General features: G+C 64.6%; 1 protein-coding gene. It reads left to right on the top strand.

Annotated features, from left to right (window positions below; genetic code table 11):
- On the top strand, nucleotides 1-500 hold a 500-nt coding region (locus IMZ35_RS30270; RefSeq protein ID WP_199444631.1), incomplete at both ends, for a hypothetical protein.

The following is a 500-nucleotide window of genomic DNA, read 5'->3' as shown; positions in this document are numbered from 1 at the left end:
CGGCCCTACTTCCACGAGGCCTACAACAACGCCACCACCACCGAAGAACGAACCCAGGTCGTCGCCACCTACCACGAGATCAGCAAGGCCGGAACCGACACCACAGTCGACCCCGACCCCTTCGGCTTCGACAACATCAACCTCGACGACTTCATCAACGACCCCACGCTGAGCAACCTCGACCTCAACTTCGACCTCGACGACCTCGGCCAGTTCGACTTCAGCCAGTTCAACTTCGACCAGTTCTTCGCCTCCCTCGACACCGGCACCACCGACGTCACCATGAACGACGCGCCGTTCGACATGAACGACGTGTTCGACTTCAACGCAGCGGCCGGCGACGACATCCGCTCACGCGGCGACGACCCGGAGGCGGAGGAGAACGCGACCGGGTCGGACGATGACGCCGCCGACTCGGACTCCGACTCGGACCTCGACGATCCGCCCACGACCGAGCTGACCTCACAGCCGCCGGGCACCGTGGCCGACCGCAGCGAGTT

Origin of the sequence: Umezawaea beigongshangensis (genome assembly GCF_016464305.1) — a bacterium.
GTDB lineage: Bacteria > Actinomycetota > Actinomycetes > Mycobacteriales > Pseudonocardiaceae > Umezawaea_A > Umezawaea_A beigongshangensis.
Note: the sequence above shows the minus strand (reverse complement) of the source record. Positions and strands in the feature narration are given on the sequence as shown.